Origin of the sequence: Nocardia vaccinii NBRC 15922, from assembly GCF_001613305.1 — a bacterium.
Lineage (GTDB): Bacteria > Actinomycetota > Actinomycetes > Mycobacteriales > Mycobacteriaceae > Nocardia > Nocardia vaccinii.
The window spans coordinates 79,754-98,445 of record NZ_BDCC01000044.1 but is presented as its reverse complement, the minus strand read 5'-3'; the positions used below and the strand labels follow the sequence as shown (position 1 = coordinate 98,445).

Annotated in this window: 19 protein-coding genes; 9 read left to right on the top strand and 10 right to left on the bottom strand. The window is 67.2% G+C overall.

Going from position 1 to position 18,692, the window contains the following annotated elements; all coding sequences use genetic code 11:
* Window positions 1-44: 44 nt before the first annotated feature.
* Entirely contained in the window at window positions 45-830 is a 786-nt protein-coding gene (locus NV1_RS26720; RefSeq protein ID WP_067897035.1) for a maleylpyruvate isomerase N-terminal domain-containing protein, read from the bottom strand.
* Window positions 831-1,207: 377 nt separating this feature from the next.
* On the opposite strand from NV1_RS26720, the gene NV1_RS26715 reads away from it, so the two are divergent.
* A complete protein-coding gene (locus NV1_RS26715; RefSeq protein WP_245713937.1) occupies window positions 1,208-1,966 on the top strand; it encodes a DUF6319 family protein in 759 nt (252 codons plus the stop codon).
* 99 nt (window positions 1,967-2,065) lie between these two features.
* Here NV1_RS26715 and NV1_RS26710 read toward each other — a convergent pair whose 3' ends face one another.
* From NV1_RS26710 to NV1_RS26695, 4 genes are all read right to left on the bottom strand, one after another.
* Window positions 2,066-2,722, bottom strand: a complete 657-nt coding sequence (locus tag NV1_RS26710; RefSeq protein WP_067897026.1) for a PRC and DUF2382 domain-containing protein — start codon at window positions 2,720-2,722, stop codon at window positions 2,066-2,068.
* Window positions 2,723-3,046: 324 nt separating this feature from the next.
* Entirely contained in the window at window positions 3,047-4,741 is a 1,695-nt protein-coding gene (locus NV1_RS26705) for a GGDEF domain-containing protein (protein WP_067897021.1), read from the bottom strand.
* The gene (locus NV1_RS26700) at window positions 4,741-5,361 is read right to left on the bottom strand and encodes a hypothetical protein (RefSeq protein ID WP_245713936.1); all 621 of its coding nucleotides are present in this window, start codon (window positions 5,359-5,361) and stop codon (window positions 4,741-4,743) included. The genes NV1_RS26705 and NV1_RS26700 overlap by 1 nt, the downstream gene beginning before the upstream one ends.
* On the bottom strand, window positions 5,358-5,906 hold the full coding sequence (locus NV1_RS26695; RefSeq protein WP_157117381.1) for a pyruvoyl-dependent arginine decarboxylase: 549 nt from the start codon (window positions 5,904-5,906) through the stop codon (window positions 5,358-5,360). Before NV1_RS26695 ends, NV1_RS26700 begins: the two co-directional genes overlap by 4 nt.
* Window positions 5,907-6,132: 226 nt before the next feature.
* On the opposite strand from NV1_RS26695, the gene NV1_RS26690 reads away from it, so the two are divergent.
* The 4 genes from NV1_RS26690 (at window position 6,133) to NV1_RS26675 (ending at window position 10,009) form a co-directional block, all read left to right on the top strand.
* Window positions 6,133-7,878 carry a sodium:solute symporter family protein gene (locus NV1_RS26690; RefSeq protein WP_084525799.1) on the top strand — a complete coding sequence of 582 codons (1,746 nt, stop codon included), beginning with the start codon at window positions 6,133-6,135 and terminating at the stop codon, window positions 7,876-7,878.
* A gap of 12 nt (window positions 7,879-7,890) precedes the next feature.
* Entirely contained in the window at window positions 7,891-8,127 is a 237-nt protein-coding gene (locus NV1_RS26685) for a hypothetical protein (RefSeq protein WP_067897019.1), read from the top strand.
* A 188-nt stretch (window positions 8,128-8,315) separates the two neighbouring features.
* A complete protein-coding gene (locus tag NV1_RS26680; RefSeq protein WP_067897017.1) occupies window positions 8,316-8,777 on the top strand; it encodes an RrF2 family transcriptional regulator in 462 nt (153 codons plus the stop codon).
* 14 nt (window positions 8,778-8,791) lie between these two features.
* A complete protein-coding gene (locus NV1_RS26675; RefSeq protein WP_067897014.1) occupies window positions 8,792-10,009 on the top strand; it encodes a globin domain-containing protein in 1,218 nt (405 codons plus the stop codon).
* Window positions 10,010-10,095: 86 nt separating this feature from the next.
* Here the strand turns inward: NV1_RS26675 and NV1_RS26670 are convergent, their stop codons facing one another.
* Window positions 10,096-11,055: an NADP-dependent oxidoreductase gene (locus tag NV1_RS26670; RefSeq protein WP_067897012.1), complete on the bottom strand. Its 960-nt coding sequence runs from the start codon at window positions 11,053-11,055 to the stop codon at window positions 10,096-10,098.
* Between the two features lie 45 nt (window positions 11,056-11,100).
* Between NV1_RS26670 and NV1_RS26665 the strand changes: the two genes are divergently transcribed.
* The gene (locus tag NV1_RS26665; RefSeq protein WP_067897010.1) at window positions 11,101-11,697 is read left to right on the top strand and encodes a TetR/AcrR family transcriptional regulator; all 597 of its coding nucleotides are present in this window, start codon (window positions 11,101-11,103) and stop codon (window positions 11,695-11,697) included.
* Here NV1_RS26665 and NV1_RS26660 read toward each other — a convergent pair.
* Entirely contained in the window at window positions 11,636-12,313 is a 678-nt protein-coding gene (locus tag NV1_RS26660) for a TIGR03086 family metal-binding protein (RefSeq protein WP_067897008.1), read from the bottom strand. The two genes, NV1_RS26665 and NV1_RS26660, sit on opposite strands and share 62 nt — an antisense overlap.
* Before the next feature lie 243 nt (window positions 12,314-12,556).
* On the opposite strand from NV1_RS26660, the gene NV1_RS26655 reads away from it, so the two are divergent.
* The 3 genes from NV1_RS26655 to NV1_RS26645 are packed head-to-tail and all read left to right on the top strand — an operon-like array spanning window position 12,557 to window position 14,003.
* Entirely contained in the window at window positions 12,557-12,892 is a 336-nt protein-coding gene (locus NV1_RS26655) for an ArsR/SmtB family transcription factor (protein ID WP_084525797.1), read from the top strand.
* Window positions 12,889-13,389 carry an SRPBCC family protein gene (locus NV1_RS26650; RefSeq protein ID WP_067897005.1) on the top strand — a complete coding sequence of 167 codons (501 nt, stop codon included), beginning with the start codon at window positions 12,889-12,891 and terminating at the stop codon, window positions 13,387-13,389. Before NV1_RS26655 ends, NV1_RS26650 begins: the two co-directional genes overlap by 4 nt.
* A gap of 5 nt (window positions 13,390-13,394) precedes the next feature.
* Window positions 13,395-14,003, top strand: a complete 609-nt coding sequence (locus NV1_RS26645; RefSeq protein WP_067897101.1) for a maleylpyruvate isomerase family mycothiol-dependent enzyme — start codon at window positions 13,395-13,397, stop codon at window positions 14,001-14,003.
* Between the two features lie 122 nt (window positions 14,004-14,125).
* Here NV1_RS26645 and NV1_RS26640 read toward each other — a convergent pair whose 3' ends face one another.
* From NV1_RS26640 to NV1_RS26630, 3 genes are all read right to left on the bottom strand, one after another.
* Window positions 14,126-15,502 carry a PepSY-associated TM helix domain-containing protein gene (locus tag NV1_RS26640; RefSeq protein WP_067897099.1) on the bottom strand — a complete coding sequence of 459 codons (1,377 nt, stop codon included), beginning with the start codon at window positions 15,500-15,502 and terminating at the stop codon, window positions 14,126-14,128.
* Window positions 15,503-16,383: 881 nt separating this feature from the next.
* On the bottom strand, window positions 16,384-16,959 hold the full coding sequence (locus NV1_RS26635) for a hypothetical protein (RefSeq protein WP_067897002.1): 576 nt from the start codon (window positions 16,957-16,959) through the stop codon (window positions 16,384-16,386).
* Window positions 16,960-17,016: 57 nt separating this feature from the next.
* A complete protein-coding gene (locus NV1_RS26630; RefSeq protein ID WP_067896999.1) occupies window positions 17,017-18,675 on the bottom strand; it encodes an acyl-CoA synthetase in 1,659 nt (552 codons plus the stop codon).
* Window positions 18,676-18,692 lie beyond the last annotated feature (17 nt).

Genomic DNA, 18,692 nt, shown 5'->3' with positions numbered 1-18,692 from the left:
ACCGCGCGCGAGCGAATCGGAACCGGCATCTCGGACAGCGGCGCTCAGACCAGATTGATCGAGTCCAGGACGCGGGTGCCGATCTCGGCATCGCCGGTCACCGCGACGGCGCAGGCGCGCCAGGGCACCCGCCGGGTGCTCCACTGCGGGAACTCGACCGACATGGCCGCGATGTGGGCCGCGGCCCCGGCGGCGCGTCCCGGCCGCACACGCAGCCGCCCGCCGCGCGGTTCGAGCCGCCAGGTGCCCCCGCCCGGACCGGTGAGGGTCAGCGCCACCGGGACCTCGAGCCAGCTCAGCGCCTCCCGGTGCGAACGTTCCAGCAGCGTGGTCAGCCAGCGCAGGATCGCGGCCATCCGGCGCGCGTCGGTGGGCGGAGTCGGGCGGTCCAGCGCGGGAGCGATGTCGTGACGGATGTGGGTGTGCCATTCGAACAGGATCATCGCGGGCGCGAGTTCGATTGGGTACCAGCCCAATTCGCCGAGTGGGATGCGAATCGCGCCGAGTACCGGAATGGTGAGCACGGTGAGTGCCGCACAGCCGCGGCGGCTCCACGTGTCGAATTCTGCGGGGAGCTGTGCGGTTGTGTACGAACGCTTTTCGTCGACGAGTCGTTCATTCAGGCGTTCCACGTCGCGGGTGGTCATATAGGCGGCGGCGGTCGGGGTGAGGATCGCGCGCAACACGGTGGTCATGTGGATGAGCGCATCGGCCACCGACCAGCCCGCCGCGGCGCTCGGCGCGCCGAGATCCGCGGGACTCAGATCGCGGCAGAAGTCGAGCACGGCGAGTCGCTCGTCGTGTAACGCGGGAAGATAGGGCGAACTCATCGCGCCGCCCCGCCGACCGGACTCCTCATGGAGTCCGGACATTACCCGGTAACGGCCCTGCTGTGCGCGCCGACGAGGAATACCAGAAGATTGCTGGGTGATATGGACTCGGTGCGTTCCGAGGTGGCAACCGCTGTCGCGAGTTGTCCGCAGCCCCTACGATTCTCCTGGTTGGTCGAGTTCAACGAATTGGCCGGAGGTGGCGGTGCGGTTGCGGCAGCGAGGTTTTGCCGGAGTATTGCTGACTTTCGCGGCGATGCTCGGGTGCGTCCGGCGATGTGGACTTGTCGGTGCCATGGGGCATGCTCTTGGCACGCAGACGTCAACGAACCCGCCCGGAGTGCACCATGTCATCGCGTCGAACGAAGCCGCAGCCGTTGTCCGACACAGAAATTCGGCAGATCGCCGCGGACCTCGCCGCGGGGCGCCCACCGATGGTCTGGTTCACCGCGGAAGCGGTCGGAGTGCCCGAGGGCCGCTCGGGCAAGGTGCTCGCGCTCGGTGATCCCGCCGAGGGCGATTTTCTGCAGGTTCGGCCCACCGGTTCCAAGGATGTGCTGTCGTTCTCGCCCACCGAAGTGACGCTGACCAAACCGGCGCGGCGCACCGCGCCCGCGACCGCCGCGAAACCCAGGAAGGACACCCCAGTGAGCATGTCGTCGTCCGTGACCCCGTCGCCGCACCCGCCGAGCCCGGCCCCGGAGAGTGCCGCTTCGGCACGTCCGGCCTCCGCGCAGCCGGCCCCGGCCGCCGCCAAGCCCGCCGCATCGAAGCCCGCCGCCGACTCCGACGCCTCGGCCGAGAACGGCAAGGCCGGTGCGGCCAAACAGCCCGCCCGTCCCGCCAAGGCGGCCCCCGCCCGCAAGGCGAAGGCGCCGGAGGTCACCGTCACCCTGTCCGGCACCGCCGACGGGGAGTGGACGGTCGACGTGGTGAACGGTAAGAAGCGCACCGTGCGCGGCCTGACCGTCGCGGGTTCATCGGTGGCCCAGGCCGCCAAACTCCTGCACCCCGAGGTCTCCGAGGTGGTCGATTCCGTTCTGGAGTCGGTGCGAAACTCCCAGCGCGCCAAGGTCGAACAGCTGCAATCCGAACTCGAACAGGCCCGCCGCGTGCTGGATGAGCTGTCGGGATAGCGATAGGCCGACGAGACGGCGCGGCCGCCGGGAGCGAGCGGCCGAGCCGGGCGTACGGGCGCGGGAGACCGGGCCGTGCGGCCTCCCGCGTGGTCGTGGTTACTCGTCGTCGATTCCCTCGGTGTCGACGCGCTCCTTGCGGACGGTGTCGGACACGGTCTGGTGGTCGGCTCGTTCCTGATCGCCCATGTCGCCGCGAGAGCGGACCTGCGAGGGGCCGGTGATCGGGTCGCGCTCGACGTGCACCTGTTCGTGGGTGGTGGGGCAGTCGACCGTCTGGTTCTCGGTCACCACGTGCTCGGTGCCGGTCTCCTGCCGCTCGGCGCCGATCTCGAGCCGCTCCTCGGAGCGGATCATGTCGGCGTCGCTGCGGCCGTGCGTCATCGGTTCGTCGGGTCCCGGACGGACCCGCTGACGGCCGTATCGGTTCCAGACCGCCTGCTGGCGCGGGTTGACGCCGTAGTGGCGGAGCAGTTCCTGCTCGGCCGCGGGCGAGATGCGTCCGTCGTCGTCCAGGTACGGCGCGGACTTGATATGTGCCTTGTCCACCCCGACCTGCAGGGTGCCCTTGTCCGGCTGATGTTGTGCGCCTGCCAGCGGCACCATGGAATCGCTGCGGAACATTCCCGTGCTCACCGCCGCCCACGTCGGGGTCCCTGACACGTTGTCCACGTAGATCTGCTTCACCTTGCCGATCTTGTCGCCGGCCGAGTCGTACACGGTATTGCCGATCGCGGATTCCAGCGTCTGTGCCATGGCTCCTCCTCGGGTCGCCATGCCGTGCCGACCACCGGTGCGGGCAGCCGACACCGCATTGTTCGTGGAACGGATTTCGATCTTTCGACGTCGTGCCGCTCGCACCCGGGTTTGTACGACCGCGACACCAGTATCCCTACTGTGGCTGGGTGAACTTCCCGCAAATGCCTGGCGATACCTGAAATCTGACGTTTGAGAGGGTTGTTCGTGGGATTACGGCGAGTCGGCCAAGATCGTCGGCTATATCCGGGCAATACCCGGATTCGGATGTGTGAACCGCCGGCTCTTTCGGATTCATCGATTGCCATCGGTCTCGGCCGGACGTCACGTACCCAACGACTCGCTGAGGTCGCGAAGAGGCGAGCGAGCGTCGCGGGGTGCGCGGCCGTCCCGGCGCCAGATTCGGCGGGATCCGGGGTGCCCCTGGCGGCGCATCTCGTCGTGGAAGACGTAGCCGAGGGTGTATTCCTTGGCGTGGTACATCGCTGAATCCGCTTCTCGCAGAAGGTCGTAGACCGAGGTTCCCGCAGGAGTGAGCTCCGGCGGCAGCGGTGCGGGGACGCCTTGGTCGAGGGTCGGGATGTCTTCGACGAGAGCGGGCGCGGGGTCCGGGCAGGGAGCGATGTGGCCCCTGATGTCGTGGACCGAACCCGGCGGGCGGGGGGAGCCCACGGCGATGCCGATGCTGGCCGTGATCGAGACCGCGCCGACGCTGAGTTCGAAGGGGCTGTCGAATGCGGCGATCAGCCGTTCGGCGAGGGTGGCGGTATCCGAGCGATTCGAGCAGGTCAGTACGACGAACTCGTCACCGCCGTAGCGGGCGGCCACATCGTCGTGCCGGATGACGCGGCGAATGCGGGCCGCGGCATTGGCGATCAGCTCGTCGCCGATCGCGTGGCCGTAGCTGTCGTTGACGGATTTGAAGCCGTCCAGATCGAGGAACAGCAGACACAGTGTGCGCCCGGCCCAGCGATCATGGTTGCGGGCGGGGGCGCGCAGCAGCGCCGAGCGGTTCAGCAGGCCGGTGAGCATATCGTGATCGGCCTGGTACTGGGCGCGTCGCTCGCTGCGGGCGCTGCGCCCGATGGCCCGCTCGCTGCGGGCCAGCACGCCGATCAACAGTCCGGCCAGCAGTGTGGAGATGACCACTCGGTCGACCACACCGGGCCGGTGGCCCATGGTCGGCACCAGCGAGGCCACCACCAGCGCGACCGCGACCAAACTGGCCCGCTGACGCGACTGATCGGGCCGGATGCGCTGTTGCTGACCCAGGGTGACCATGGTCGGATGCAACGCCGCCAACCCCACCAGCAGGTACGCGGCCAGCAGCGGAATCAGCAGAATCTGGAACGGCGGATGGATCGACCCGGCCGCTACCAGGTTGTAGCCGAAATCGGCGATCAGCATCGCCAGCAGACTCGTATGCAGCAGGCGCAACGAGGTTTCCGAACGCATCGCGGTGACCACCGAATGGGTGACCACCGTCAGTAACAGTGCGTCGATGACCGGGTAACAGGCCGCGATCACCGCGCTCACGCTGTATCCGCCGCTCAGAATCGGCGAGATCAGGAAGGTCCACGAGGCCAGCAGTGCGCCCAGGCCGATCAGTCCGGAGTCGAGCAGTAGATCGTTGCCGCCGCCGTGGACGCGTCGCGGCGCGAGCCACAGCAGTGCCGCGAGCAGCACCCCGGCATATCCGGACAGGGTGAACATATCGTCGAATACGTACCGATCGGCCGGGATGAGTTCACGCAGCGCGATCCCGAAACCGAAGAGCACGGCCGATCCGGCCAGCAGATACCACGGCATCGGCGCGGGCGGGCGATGTCGGTGCACGCCCACGGCGATCATCGTGACGGTCATCGCCACGACCACCGCCAGCGCGGCGGTGACGACCGCGTCCACGGCGGTGAGCAGGGGTAGGGCAATCATGAACGCGGCGATCATCGGCACGAATGCCCGCCACAGTGGCCCGGCCAGATGCCGGAGGTCGACCGTGTGCTGTTCGCTGAGCATCATCAGTCCCCCTTGTCCGCTCCGTCCCCGATGAACCGTGCCGTGTAGTAGGTCTGTGCATCTTCCACTGCGATGTCGACGGTGGCCCGCTCCCCGACCGCCGTCCGCAGGGCCTCGGCGAAGGAGAAGTGAGAGTTGTTGTATGAGCAGATGTCCCAGCCGACGGCCGCACGCTCCGCCGCCAATATTCGGACGACTGATTCGATCATGACATGAAATGCGGCCCCTTGTCGCGCGCCGGGGGCGACCAATGTGAACCCCGCATAGAAGATCGCGTCGCGCTCGGCGTGTTGTGGAAAACGCGCCGCGAAATAGTCGGGACTGATCCACGGCACGGTCTCCAGATGACGGGTCAACGTGGTCAGGCCGATCGGTTCGCCATCGGGTGCGCGGGCGACGTGCTTCTGGATTCGCGGATCTGTCATCTCCTGATGGAATTCGCCCGGATGCAGAACCTGCCGTGCGATCGCCCGAGTGCGTAATGGACCGAACGCCTCCTCGTAGAGCAGTTGGAAGCGTTCGATCTGCGGATCCGGAATCGTGGTCTCCACGCTGACCCGGATGCCGCCCGCAGCCGAAGTCGCTGTATCCCTTGATCTTTCCGGTTCCTCGGGTTCGGTCACGGTTGGTTCCATCCCGCTGTGTAGTAGGCCGCGAGGGCCAGGGCGCAGGTCGGGCGCCCGTCGGAGGTGGCCGCGACCGTGCTGGTGCACACCGGCCCGAAGACCCCAGCGCGCGCCGCGGTCATCTCGGTGAGGCTCATGTGGATGAGTTGGTCCACCGCCCTGGCGGTTTCGGCCTCGTGTTCGACGAACAGACCCGCGCCCGAGCTGTCGTCGCGCACGGTCCAGCCGATGCCGGCCGCCGCGGTCGCGCCTTCGGTTTCGGCGAATTCCACCGCGTACACGCAGTACAGCCGGTCGCCCCAGGTGATCGGCCTGCGTACCCTGCGGGTCCGTTCGATCGTCGCGTGCGGCGGGATCACCGACGACAGCCGGATCAGATTCGCTTCTCCCACACCGAGTTCACGCAGCGCGGCGTCGAATGCGGAGATTCTGGTCGACCCCACTCCGACCGCCGCGCCGACCTCGATGGTCAGCGCGGCGGGGCGGGGCGGGGCGGTACTTCCGGTACCGAGCGTGCCGTGGTGTCGGTGGGTGGTGAGCATTCTGTGATCCTTCCCCCGGGGATCTCAGTGTTGCATTTTGAAGGGTGATCTTGCGGCAAAAATCCCTTGAACTGAAAAACATCGTTTCAAATCGGTCGGGTGGGCTCCGGGCGCGTCGGACACAGGCCGGTCGGTCGGTGCATACCTCGATGTGAACGCTAACGGCCCGCTAAGATCCGGACACGGCCAAGTGGTCGAAGCGTGATTTACCGGACAGGAGGGCAGCATGCCACCCGCTGCAGCGCCACCAGGAATTGTCGAATCGGTGCTGGCAGGAGGCCCGGCACAGGAAATTTTGGCCGACGGCGGCGGGTTGCGCCTGGACGCCTCGGCCGTCGACTACGTCCTCGTCGCGATCTATTTCGTGTTCGTGCTCGGCATCGGCTTGCTGGCCCGTCAGCGCGTGTCCTCGAGCATCGATTTCTTCCTGTCCGGGCGTTCGCTGCCCGCCTGGGTCACGGGCCTGGCGTTCATCTCGGCGAACCTGGGCGCCGTCGAGATCATGGGCATGTCCGCCAACGGCGCCCAGTACGGCATGCCGACCATGCACTACTACTGGATCGGCGCGATCCCGGCCATGTTGTTCCTGGGCGTGGTCATGATGCCCTTCTACTACGGCTCCAAGGTGCGCAGTGTGCCGGAGTTCATGCGGCGGCGGTTCGGCACCGGCGCGCATCTGGTCAACGCGCTCAGCTTCGCGATCGCCCAGGTACTCATCGCGGGCGTGAACCTGTATCTGCTGGGTTCGATCGTGAACGTGCTGCTGGGCTGGCCGCTGTGGGTGTCGATCATCGTCGCGGCGGCGATCGTGCTGTCCTACATCACGCTCGGCGGTCTGTCGGCGGCGATCTACAACGAGGTGCTGCAGTTCTTCGTCATCGTGGCCGCGCTGCTGCCGCTGACCCTGGTCGGCCTGCATCGCGTCGGCGGCTGGAGCGGTTTGAAACACCAGATCGCCACCAAGCTGCCCGACGCCTCTCAGCAGATCCACTCCTGGCCGGGTAACGAACTCAGCGGATTCTCCAACAGCATCCTGTCCGTGATCGGCATTGTGTTCGGTCTGGGCTTCGTGCTCTCGTTCGGTTACTGGACGACCAACTTCGTCGAGGTGCAGCGCGCGCTGGCCACCCATTCGATCTCCGCGGCGCGGCGCACCCCGATCATCGGGTCGTTCCCGAAGATGTTCATCCCATTGATCGTCGTGATCCCCGGAATGGTCAGCGCGCTGATCGTGCCGCAGGTCGCCGAGTACAAGGCGACCGGCAAGGGTGATGTCACCTACAACGACGCGCTGCTTTACCTGATGAAGAACATTCTCCCCAACGGACTTCTGGGTGTGGCGCTGACCGGTCTGCTGGCCGCGTTCATGGCGGGCATGGCGGCGAACATCTCCGCGTTCAACACGGTGTTCAGCTTCGACCTGTGGCAGCAGTACGTGAAGAAGGACAGGCCGGACGGCTACTACCTGAATGTGGGCCGCTGGGCGACCGTGGGCGCCACGGTGGTCGCGGTCTTCACCGCGTTCATCGCCGGGAACTTCTCGAACATCATGGACTACCTGCAGACGCTGTTCTCGTTCTTCAACGCGCCGCTGTTCGCCACGTTCATCGTCGGTATGTTCTGGAAGCGGATGACCGCGACGGCCGGTTGGGTCGGCCTCGTGTTCGGCACCCTGTCCGCGATCTTCATCTTCATCCTGAGCGAGACCGGGGTGATCAACCTGTCCGGGCAGGGCTCGAGCTTCCTGGCCGCCGGCGTGGCATTCGTCGTGGATATCGTGCTCAGCGTCGTGGTGAGCCTGGTGACCGCGCCCAAGCCCGAAGCCGAACTGGTCGGGCTGGTGTACTCGCAGACCCCCAAGGCCAGCCTGACCGATGCCGACGCCGCCACGCTGCCGTGGTATCAGCGTCCGGTACTGCTCGCGGGGATTTCCCTGGTCCTGGTCATCGCGCTGAACATCTTCTTCGGATAAGGAAGTGACGTAATGCTTTTCGACATCCGCACCATCGTCGGCGCGTTGCTCGGCATCTACGGCGTCATTCTGATCGTCGTCGGGGCCGTCAATCACAGCGCCGCGGATCTGCAGCGCAGTGGCGGCTGGAACACCAATCTGTGGTCGGGGATCGGCATGGCGGTCTTCTCCGCCGGATTCCTGATCTGGGTTCGCCTGCGGCCCACGCAGGTGCCGCGGAGCACCGAATCCAGCGGTCCCGCAGAGTAATCGGGACGTTCACGCGCCAGTGAGGCGATCGGCCGCGACGGTAGGTGTGCCGTCGCGGCCGAGTCGTGTGCAGCGGCTTTTCGCCTGGTCACAGGCGTTTCGCCGGAGTTCGTATAACGCTCCTGCGCAGGACATGACGTCCATCACTAAATTGGTATCCAGGATGAGAAATATCGTACTTTCGATTCGTGCAGCTGACGCAGTTCACCGATCTGGGCCTGCGCATCGTGATGTGGCTGGCCGTGGCCCCGGAAGGGGAACGTCCCGGCAGCCGGACGATGGCACAGGAGCTGGCCGTCTCCTACGCCCACGCGGCGAAGGTGATCAGCCGTCTGAGCGAGCTGGGCGTCGTGGACGCCCGGCGCGGTCGCGGCGGCGGCCTGGCCATCACCGAACTGGGGCGTACCGCCTCGGTCGGCTGGCTGGTGCGCAGACTCGAGGGTGAGGCGGAAGTCGTCGGCTGCGAAGGCGATCCGCCGTGCCCGCTGCGCTCGGGATGTCTGTTGCGCACGGCACTTCGTCGCGCGCAGGAGGCGTTCTTCGACGCGCTCGATTCGCTCACCATCGCGGATCTGGTCGAGAGCCCGACCCGCACCGTGTTGCTGACGTTGCCCGGCGGGATCGGTGACAGCCAAGGGCTGTCCGGATGATGAGGAGATTCACAATGTTGTCTGCGGCTTCAGCCGAGGTGATCCGCGCGACCCTGCCCGCCGTGGCAGGCGCTCTGGACGAGATCACCCCGGCGTTCTATCGTCGCCTGTTCGCCGCGCACCCCGAACTCGAACGGGATCTGTTCAATCGCGGCAATCAGGCCCGGGGCGAGCAGCAGAAGGCGTTGGCGGGCGCGATCGCCGGATTCGCCGCCCTGCAACTGGAACCCGATGCCGCGCGGGTCGAGTCGATCCTGACCCGGATCGCGAACAAGCATGCCTCCCTGGGGATCACAGCGGATCAGTACGAGGTCGTGCACACCCATCTGTTCGCGGCGATCGTCGAAATCCTCGGCGACGCGGTGACTCCCGAGGTCGCCTCCGCCTGGGACGAGGTGTACTGGCGGATGGCCGAAACCCTGATCGCCATGGAATCCGGGCTGTACCAATCGGCGGGCGTGCGGCCCGGACAGGTGTGGCGCGAGGTGCGGGTCATCCGGCGGCGCTACGAATCACCCGACACCGTCTCGTTCGCGCTGGCCGCAACCGACGGCACGGCATTGCCGTCATTCCGGCCGGGACAATATATTTCGGTCGCTGTGACGCTGTCCGACGGTGCACGCCAGATCCGCCAGTACAGCCTGACCGGCGCACCGGGCCAGGAGCAGTGGCGCATCTCGGTCAAGCGCATCCGGGAACAGCCGCTGCCCGACGGAACAGTCGCGCCGGCCGGTGAGGTCTCGAATCATCTGTACGACAACGTTTTCGAAGAAGATATCCTCACCGTGTCCGCGCCGTTCGGCGATCTGGTTCTGCACCAGGACGATTCGCCGCTGCTGCTCGCCTCGGCCGGAATCGGCTGCACGCCCATGATCGGCATGCTCAGCCATCTCGCCGAAACCGCGGACCCACGCCCGGTTTCGGTCCTGCACGCCGATCGGTCGGCCACCGACCACGCCCACCGCAGCGAACTCGCCGACCTGGTCGACTGCCTCCCCGCCGGCGTGCTTTACCGCTGGTACGAAGACCTCGGCGTCCGCGCACCCGAACAGACCCTCCGCCGCGGCCGAGCCGATCTCGCCGATATGGTCATCGCCCCCGACACCCGCGTATACCTCTGCGGCCCACTGCCGTTCATGCTCGGCATGCGCGAGGCCCTGCTGGAACGCGACGTCCCGGCCGACCGCATCCACTACGAGGTCTTCGGCCCGGAAACCTGGGCAACCACGTAGCCGCAACGCCCGCGTGCCGGGAGACCGTCACGCGGGCAACGGTTTCCGATGCCTCCCGCCGCAGGCCAGGGCGCATTCCGTGCCGGTCAGAGAGTGATCACGATCTTGCCGTGTACGTGGCGGTCGGCCTGTTGTGTCACGGCATCGCGAATCTTCTCGATCGGGAAGGTCGCGGCGATCGGCACGGTGATCGTTCCGGCGCGGATCGCGTCGCCGATCCGGGTCATGTCGTCCGGGCCCGCGTCGATTCCGCCGGTCGCGCGCACGCCGCCGGGAGGATTGGGGCCCGCGGCCACAGTGGAGATCCGCTCGGGTGGAACACCCAGTGCGAGTGCGGTTTCCGCCGTTTCGGTGCCGAACAGGTCGGTCGCGGCGCTGATGCCCTCGGGAGCCAGGGCGCGCACCCGGTCCGCCAGTCCCGGGCCGTAGGTCACGGGCTCGGCGCCGAACCCGCGCAGGAAATCGAACGTGCCTTCCGAGGCCGTCCCCAGCACTCTGGCGCGGGCCAGCTTCGCGAGCTGCACGGCGAACACGCCCACACCGCCCGCCGCGCCGCCGATCAGGACGGTGTCGCCGGATCGCAGGTCGATCGCCGCCAACGCCGCGGCGGCGGTCATGCCGGCAACGGGCAGTGTGGACGCCACCTCGTCGCTGATGCCCAGCGGGGTATGCCAGAGCCCCCCGGCGCGCGGATCGACCACCACGAAATCGGCGGCGGCCCGGCCCAGCGCGCCGCCGTATACGCGATCACCCACGGCGAAACCCGTTGCGCCGCTGTCGACCTCGTCCACCACGCCGGCGAAGTCGTAACCGAAACCGGACGGTACGGTGATGCCGAACTGGGCCGCTGCCTCGGGCCGCGCGGCGATGAGCCAGTCCATGGGATTCAGGCCGGCGGCCGTGACGCGAACGCGGATCTCTCCCGGGCCGGCGTGCGGCTCCGGGACCTCTCGAAGCTCCAGTACCTCGGGACCTCCGAACGTCTCGTAAATGACGGCTCGGCTCACGATGACCTCCACGGGAATGGTAACGGGACTTGGTGCCATCACTCTACACCTAGTGACGGGACCAAGTCCCGGTATCATGGGCTCATGGCCCGCTGGAAGCCCGACACATCGCAGCGACTCGCGATCGCCGCTCTCGAACTGTTCGAGGAGCGCGGCTACGACAACACGACGGTGATCGAGATCGCGGAGCGCGCCGGAATCACCAAGAGCACCTTTTTCCGCCATTTCCCGGACAAGCGGGAGGTCCTCTTCGGCGGCGGCACGATGACCGGACTCGTCGTCGACGGTATCGCCGCGGCCCCGGCCGAGGCCGGTCCGTTCGAGGCGGTGGCCCACGCCTTGGACGTGATCGGCAGGGAGGCGTTCCCCCTGGATCGTCGCGAGTTCGGCGCCCGGAGGCAGGCCGTGATCGCCGCCCACCCGGAGCTGCGGGAACGCGAGGCGCTGAAGGGGCTCGGTCTCACCGCGGCGATGATCGAAGCGCTGGAGCGCCGCGGCGTCCCCGATCTGACCGCGCGCGTTGCCGCGGAACTGTGCGCGATCGCCTGGAAGATCGCCTACGAACGCTGGTGCGACCCGGCCGGCGACGAGGAGTTCGGTGAACTCGCGCGGCGAGCGCTCACCGAAGTGCACGCGGTGGCGGCCGAACCGCGGCCCGCTGATCACCGTCGACTGCTGTGACGCGCAGGTTGTCCTGCGCGGCGCGGTCCGAACGCCAATCGGCCGAACGCCCCATCCGTTGCAACAGTCGTTCTTGCTCCGATACGCCGGGAGGGCCCGTGGGCGCGGCGAAAAATTTGTGCGTGGACTCGGGATCGGTTGGTGTTTCGGCCAGGTCGGCGTAGATCTCATCGAGGTGGTCGCTGATCCAGCTCACGAGTTCCGGGCGCAGCGCGGCGTCCACATCCAGCGCCTGGGCCAGATCCCAGGTGTGGATGGTGCTGTCCGTGGTGCGAACGGTGAGCGCTTGACGGCCGGAGATCCTCCCCAGTGGATAGTCCAGAATTCGTTGCAGTGCACCGGATTCGCCGAATGCCCGAGCACACTGCGCGGCTGACCGGACGAACGCGTCCACGGGGTCCGTCCCGAGTGCGTCGACATCCCGCATGCGAAGGAAATCCGCCGCCGTCCCTCCTTCCGACAGCGCGACATAATTCAGATTCCCTCGCGTCATGTGATTCACCAGTTGGCGCACATTCCATTCCGGACAGGGCGTCGGCCGTTCCCACTGCTTCTGCCGAACATTCCGCAGCACCCGCTCGAACTCCGCACTGGCCAGGACGAACTCGTCGATCACTCGATCCAGCCTGGCAGAGCGGCGCCTCGACCGCTGGCGAGTATCGGACAGTTCGTCACCGGCCGGCCTCCACGGCGTGAGGGCGGGCCCCGCGCGCATGCGCCCGGCGGGGTCCGTGAGGTGTCCTGCCGAGGTCTCCCGACAGCAGCTCGCCGAACTCGCCGGAGCCCCGCGCCGCGGGCTGGGCGGATGAATATGCATCGACCCCTTGCGGCCAGCATATGAAAGTGTACACTTACGTTCGTGTCCGCTTTCAGAGATGTGGGTCTGGCCATTCTGGGTGATCCGATGCGGCAGGCGATCTTCGAGCGCCTGGCTCGGAGGCCCTCCTCGGTGGGGGAGCTCGCGGAATCGCTGCCGATCACCCGGCAGGCGGTCTCGCAACATCTGCGGGTATTGCGGGACGGCGGATTGGTGGTGGCCACGCCCGAGGGCACGCGGCGCATCTACCGGATCAACCCGGAGGGGCTCGCCGCGATTCAGGCCTATTTCCAACGGATCTGGGACGACGCACTCACCGCTTTTCAGAAGGCCGCCGACGCGGCGGCCGGCGATCCCGAACAGGAGAGTCCTTCATGAACACATCCGACGTTCCGGTTCTGCAGGGCACGGCGACCGTCGCGTTGCCGCTCGACCGGGCATTCGCCTTCTTCACCGAATCGTTCGGCAGTTGGTGGCCGTCGGCGTACCACATCGGGAAGTCCGAGATGGCCGATACGATCCTCGAGCCGCGCGTCGGCGGCCGCTGGTACGAGCGGGGTGTGGACGGCGCCGAATGTGATTGGGGCCGGGTACTGGAATGGGAGCCGCCACACCGTCTGGTGGTGACCTGGCAGATCAACGGATACTGGCAGTTCGACCCGGACCCCGGGCACGCCAGCGAGGTCGAGATCCGCTTCACCGCAGACGATTACGGGCAAACCACGGTGACGCTGGAACATCGCCGCCTGGACTGTCTCGTCGCGGGCGAGGGCATCGCGAAAACCATCACCGAACAGGGCGGCGGATGGAGCACTCTGCTCGAACTCTTCGCGAAGACCGCCGAAAGTCGGTCCGCCGGAGGAGATCCCGCGTGAACGATATGGAGATGGCCCAGCGCGAACGCGAAGATCTGGCCGAATTCCTCGCGACGCTCACGCCGGAGCAGTGGGAGCAGCCCTCCCTCTGCGAGGGCTGGCGGGTCCGAGATGTGGTGGCGCACATGGTCAGCTATGAGGAACTCGGGCGTTGGGGGCTGTTCCGGCGGTTCGTCAAGGGGCGGATCGTGCGCGCCAACGAGGCCGGTGTCGAGGAGTTCGGGTCGCTCGGTCCCGACCGTCTGCTGCAATTCCTGAACGAGCATCTGGTGCCCCGCGGACTGACCGCCGGATTCGGCGGCATGATCGCACTGGTCGACGGCACCATCCATCACCAGGACATCCGCCGCCCCCTGGGCATTGCGCGGCAGATCCCGACGGATCGCCTGGTCCGTGTTCTCGACGCCACGCTCCCCAACCCGCGCCTGGGGGCCTGGCACCGAATACGTGGACTTCGCTTGCGCGCCAACGACATCGACTGGTCTCACGGCACCGGCCCGGAAGTGACCGGCACCGGTGAGGCGCTACTGCTGGCCATCACCGGTCGGCCGAGTGTCCTAGGAGAACTTTCCGGTCCGGGACAACCGCTCCTGGCCGCGCGGGTCGGCGCGTGAACGCCCGGCACCTGGTCGACGTCACTCCTGCCCGAGACGGGTGAGTCGGCTCGGGCAGTCGTAGAGTCCGGTACACGGTACGAGATGTGCGGGGTATGGCGGCCGGTGCCGGGTGCGGCGGTTCACGTTGCGGCGCGGCGACGTTGCACCAGACCGATGGCGATATCGATCAGCAGGAACCCCAGCAGGGTGAGGCCGAGCATCGGGGCGAACCAGCCGACAGCGACCGCGATCACGGCCAGGCCGCCGAGCAGGGCCGGGTGGATGCCGCGCAGGACGCCGCGCCGGGGAGGTGCGCCGAGGGCAAAGCGGCTCGCGTGTAGGGGGCGGCGGCGCCACCACATCAGGTAGCCGCGCACGATGACGGTGATCAGCGCGATCATCGTCAGCAGGAGCAGCAGCTGATTGGCCAGGCCGAACATCATGCCCATGTGCAGAGCGATGCCCCAGTTCGCGAGTTCGGCCATCAGCGGCCAATCCGCGTAGCGCACCGTGTCGGTGACATCCCCGGTGACGCCGTCGACGGCGATCGCGTCCTGGGTGAGCACACCGGAGATGCGGCGCTCCTTCACCACGAATGCCGTGTGATCCGTTGTGGGCAAGGTGATTTCGACCGGTCCGTCGACGTGATGTCCGCGCGCCACGGCGAAGACCTTGTCCACCTGGGCAATTCGGTCGGTGGACAGTGGTCGCGGTCCGCCCGGCATGTCCGGGGGCATGTCCATACCGGGCATATCCATCCCGGGCATGGTCGGCGAGCCGTCCGGCCGGGTGCCCGCTCCCGGGAGCGCGCTGCTCACCGACGGCGTCGTCCAATTCAACTGTGCCCTGAGCGCATCGACGTGCGCACCCGCATAGGTCGACCAGGTCATACCGGTCGCGGACAGGAACAGCAGCGGTGCCAGCACCCACAGGCCCACGGCCCCGTGCCAGTTCACCGTCCGCGGCCGTCCTTTGGGACCGCGGTCCGGCCACACCAGCCGCCGCAGATTTCGGGATCGCGAGCCCGCCCGTCGCAGCCACACCGCCAGCCCGGCGAGCGCGACCACCCACAACCAGGATGCGGCGGTCTCGCTGTACAGCCGACCCGGTTGTCCCAGATGCAGATTCCGGTGCAGCTGATCGATCCACGTCCGCGTCGGCAACGCTCCCGTGCTGCCGTACACCACACTCACGCCGACCGATTTCGCGGTCGCCGGATCCACGAATACGGCACGCTGCTCGGATTCACCCAACAACGGATCGGTGAACAACACCCGAGTCGTATCTCCGGGATGCGGTGCCGGATCAACCGCCGCCGGAACGAGTTTCGGCTCGACCGCCACGGCGGCGGCCACCTGATCCGCCAGCGGCCGTGCCGGTCCGGTCGAATCGACGTGCAAAAGATCGCGATTCACGACCGACTCGATGGTCGGTGATATCGAATACAACGCACCTGTGAACGCCGCGATCAGGATGAACGGCCCGACGAACACCCCGGCATAGAAGTGCAATCGCATCGCCAGCGCGGCGAGCGCACCACGCGAATCCGCCCGCGCGGTGGATGGTTCTGCTCGAGTACGGCTTCGGTCGGTTGGTCCGGCATCGGTTGGTCGGTTCGGTGAAGCAGTTGATATCGGGTTTTGTGCGGTAGCCGAATCGGCGTCCGAATCAGCTGGCGAATCGACATCGACCTCGGTGTTCGTTCCCGCGTACGCGTCGCCCAGCGGGGCGGGTGCGCGCCCGGTGGGTGGTTCGGGGGTGCTGTCGGGGATCGGCAGATCGGTGATGTTCACGGCGTTTGCTCCTGGCTGGTTGCCACCCGTGCGAGCGCTGTGCCCGGGTGAATCCTCGGCAGCGAGGACGTCCGCCCCTCATATGCGGACGTCTTCGGCGTAGTGGGCGTTCCGGCAGGCACGCTCACGGTCGCACCACCCGGAGGAGCCGCCGGATCGACGGGGCCCGGCAGTGGCCCGGTCGGATCGACGTGGCATCCGGCAGGACTCCCGGTCGGATCGCGCCGATCCCGTGCGGGAAGTTCCGGTGGCTCACGGTCGTGTCGAACCCGCCGAAACATGCTGTGCCGCGTCGGGCGGATCTCACCTCGGCAGGGCTTTCCGTCGCCGACCGGCACGGCTACCGACGTTGCGCTCCAAGGCGTTCGGCCGGCTTCATCGCACCGCCGGCGAGTTCGGTTCTCCTGTCGGCATACGGGAGCGCAGGCGTGAGCGCCGTCTCCCACCGAATCCGGTGTGACGTACGTTCGATCCGAGTGTGTGATGCGAGGATTCACCCGGCGGCACGATGATCGCGGCCGTCGACAGGCGGCTGGACGATCGACGCTGTGCTACAGAGCGCGCGAAAGATGTTCGTGCGCACGGGTGTACGGATTAATGGGGAATCAGGCCGGGAGCGGCGGGCCGCGAGTCCGGCAGGGGTTCGCGGCGAGGATTCGATGAATGACGTGGTCGCGGTGTGTGATCCGCGGCGGCGAGGGCGGAGCGACGGTCGCGCGAACCAGCATCGGCAGTGCCCGGGACAGCGCCGCGATCAGGATTCGGCAGGCGGCCTCCGCGCCGCGGATCACCACGGATGCGGCGCCTGCGGCCGCGACGTGCGCAGCCGCCATCGCCGGACTCCACAACGAGTCCGGATGCGCCATGTCCGGCATCTCCAGGGACATCGCCGCGTGACCCAGCAGTTGTCCGCCGATCAGGGCCGTGACCAGGCCGGTTCGGGTGGTGCGCAGCGGGCGCAGAGTTGTCACCAGGGCGCCGACCACCGCGCAGGCGGCGACGAGCAGCGGCAGCGTCCTGGACTGCGGCGGCATGGCTCCGGCGGCCCAGCCGTGTGCCTCGATGGCCAGTGCGCCGGAGACGGCTCCGGCCGATCCCCCGCGCAGCCGCGCGACCGTGCTTCGACGCCGTTGCGTCGTAGCCGAATCGCGGGCCGGGGACCGGCCGGGGTCGAAGAACACCCGAGGATGATACCGAGACGGCACTGCCGAACCATCGGTGAGGCAGTGCCGCACGGGTTATTCGGCGGGGACGTCCATTTCCGTCAGCGGTTTGCGCAGCAGCTTTCCGGTGGCGTTGCGCGGGAGTTCGTCCAGGAATATCACCTCGCGCGGCACCTTGTACCGGGCCAGGTTCGCCTTGACGTAATCCTTGATCTCCTGCACATCGCGCTTGGAGTCCGGGCCGGGAACGACGAAGGCGCGCAAGCGTTTTCCGAATTCGCGGTCGTCCACGCCGATCACCGCCGCCTCGAGCACGTCGGCCCGGTCGGCGAGCAGATGCTCGACCTCCTGCGGGAAGACATTCTCACCGCCCGAGACGATCATGTCGTCGTCGCGGCCATCGATGAACAGCAGGCCGCTCTCGTCGAAGTGGCCGACGTCACCGCTGGACATCATGCCGTCCACGGTTTCCTTGGTGCGGCCGTCGGTGTACGCCTTGAACGAGTGCGGGTTCTCGATGAAGATCGTGCCGGTCACGTTCGGCTCGGTGATCCGCTTGCGGTGCTCGTCGTACAGCGCGACGCGGATGCCCACCGGCGATTTGCCCGCGGTATTGGGCGCGCGGCGCAGCTCCGGCGGGGTGGCCACGGTGATCACCGCGCATTCGGTGGAGCCGTACACGTTGTAGAGGGAATCGCCGAAGTAGTCCAGGCTCCGGGTCACCACATCCGGCGGGATCGCCGACCCGGCCGCGAAAATGACTTTGAGCGAGGACATGTCGTACTTGCCCAGCACGTCGGCGGGCAGATCGAGCATGCGCTGCAACATCGTCGGCACCACGACCAGTTCCTCGGCCCGGTACTTCTCGATATTGGCCAGCGTCGCCTCGGGGTCGAATCGCCTCTGCTGGAACACGATTCGGTTGCCCAGCGCCAGACCGATGGTGAACTGCGACAGTCCGGTGGCGTGGAAGATCGGCGCGGCCATCAGAATCGTGCCGTCGCGCGGCACCGGAATCCGATCGACCAGCTGCGCGGAGATGAACGGGCTCACCTTGTCTCGCGGCGCGCCCTTCGGGGTGCCGGTGGTCCCGCTGGTCAGGATCACCATGCCGCCCGGCTTCGCCGGAAGCTTCACCGGGTCCGTGGACTGACCGGCCATCAGCGAATCCAGCGTCGGCACCGAGGGATCGATGCCGTCCTTCTCATCGGACCAGGTCAGGATGCGCGGAACGGAGTCCGGGATCGCGCTCATCAGCTCGACGAATTCGCTGTCGTGCAGGATCGCCTTGACCTTCTCGCGGGCGGCGACATCGGCGAACTGCGGTTTGGCGAATCCGGTGTTCATCAGCACCGCACGCACGCCGAGCTTGCCGGTGGCCAGCAGCGTCAGCACCAGGCCGCGGTGATCGCGGGCCAGCACCGCGATCACGTCACCCTCGCCGATACCCTGTGCGCCCAGCGCGCGGGCCAGCGCGTTCGACTGCCGATCCAGTTCGCCGAAGGTCAGCTCACCGCGTTCGTCGACGATGGCCGGGGAGTCCGGCCGGGTCTGCGCGGAATGTACGACCACGCCGGCGAACGGGCCGTACTTGCCGATCGCGACGACCGACCGCACGGCATGATCGAGTCGCAGCGGATTGAACAACCCGCGTCTGCGCATCGTATTGGCCCCCAGAGCCAAATCCCCGACCTTGCGCAGGGTGCTGCTTGCCGACGGAAGGACAGCTGACATAGGTACAACCTTCCGCG

Excerpts from the sequence above, each read along its gene's own strand:
- NV1_RS26645 (WP_067897101.1), top strand. The coding sequence starts at position 13,395 with ATGGAGATGGCCCAGCGCGAACGCGAAGATCTGGCCGAATTCCTCGCG.
- NV1_RS26685 (WP_067897019.1), top strand. The coding sequence starts at position 7,891 with ATGCTTTTCGACATCCGCACCATCGTCGGCGCGTTGCTCGGCATCTAC.
- NV1_RS26720 (WP_067897035.1), bottom strand. The coding sequence starts at position 830 with ATGAGTTCGCCCTATCTTCCCGCGTTACACGACGAGCGACTCGCCGTG.
- NV1_RS26630 (WP_067896999.1), bottom strand. The coding sequence starts at position 18,675 with ATGTCAGCTGTCCTTCCGTCGGCAAGCAGCACCCTGCGCAAGGTCGGG.
- NV1_RS26675 (WP_067897014.1), top strand. The coding sequence starts at position 8,792 with ATGTTGTCTGCGGCTTCAGCCGAGGTGATCCGCGCGACCCTGCCCGCC.
- NV1_RS26650 (WP_067897005.1), top strand. The coding sequence starts at position 12,889 with ATGAACACATCCGACGTTCCGGTTCTGCAGGGCACGGCGACCGTCGCG.
- NV1_RS26710 (WP_067897026.1), bottom strand. The coding sequence starts at position 2,722 with ATGGCACAGACGCTGGAATCCGCGATCGGCAATACCGTGTACGACTCG.
- NV1_RS26690 (WP_084525799.1), top strand. The coding sequence starts at position 6,133 with ATGCCACCCGCTGCAGCGCCACCAGGAATTGTCGAATCGGTGCTGGCA.
- NV1_RS26670 (WP_067897012.1), bottom strand. The coding sequence starts at position 11,055 with ATGGCACCAAGTCCCGTTACCATTCCCGTGGAGGTCATCGTGAGCCGA.
- NV1_RS26695 (WP_157117381.1), bottom strand. The coding sequence starts at position 5,906 with ATGCTCACCACCCACCGACACCACGGCACGCTCGGTACCGGAAGTACC.
- NV1_RS26640 (WP_067897099.1), bottom strand. The coding sequence starts at position 15,502 with ATGCGATTGCACTTCTATGCCGGGGTGTTCGTCGGGCCGTTCATCCTG.
- NV1_RS26665 (WP_067897010.1), top strand. The coding sequence starts at position 11,101 with ATGGCCCGCTGGAAGCCCGACACATCGCAGCGACTCGCGATCGCCGCT.
- NV1_RS26705 (WP_067897021.1), bottom strand. The coding sequence starts at position 4,741 with ATGATGCTCAGCGAACAGCACACGGTCGACCTCCGGCATCTGGCCGGG.